Raw genomic sequence first — 581 nt, 5'->3', positions numbered from 1 at the left:
TAGAGGTGGGTGATAACATTATTATATATAATAAATATCAAAACCAATCGGTTATCGGTATTGGCGAAGTATCAAAGCATATACATGAGAAACCACCTATACCAGGTCGAACGAATAGTACAGCTATTGAAATTTTTTATGAGAAAGATATCAAGCCCATTTCATTAGGTCATTTAAATAAACATCCTAAATTGAAGAATCTGTACTTTTTACAAGAAAATGCGAAACAGTCAATAGCAAGTATGTCACAAGCTCAATACGATGCCATTTTGGACATGAGTATGAATAATGGTATTAAACATCCTTTTGAAACAGTAAAAAAAGCAGAACTATCAACTCAAAATGCTGAAGATGATAGTTTAAAACCTTTTGTATTATTAGTTGTTGAACAAAAAGGAGAAGGCTTAAAGGCAGCTGAAGAATTGCTGCAAAAAACAAATGCAAACCCTGTGATTACTAGCGGACATCCAGATTTTAGTGAAGATATGCTTTATGGTAAATATTTACCTAATGAGTCAGGAGCGCTATATTATCGTGAAGGATTCATCACACACCTAATGCCTAAGAAAGATAAAAGTTAT

1 protein-coding gene is annotated in these 581 nt (G+C 32.7%); it reads left to right on the top strand.

Translation table 11 applies throughout. The annotated features are described in order from the left end of the window. On the top strand, positions 1 to 581 hold a 581-nt coding region (locus tag IE142_RS40145; protein ID WP_191889488.1), incomplete at both ends, for an EVE domain-containing protein.

This window comes from Streptomyces mutabilis (assembly GCF_014649815.1).
Taxonomy (GTDB): domain Bacteria; phylum Actinomycetota; class Actinomycetes; order Streptomycetales; family Streptomycetaceae; genus Streptomyces; species Streptomyces mutabilis.
This window is presented reverse-complemented; position numbering and strand designations above follow the sequence as displayed.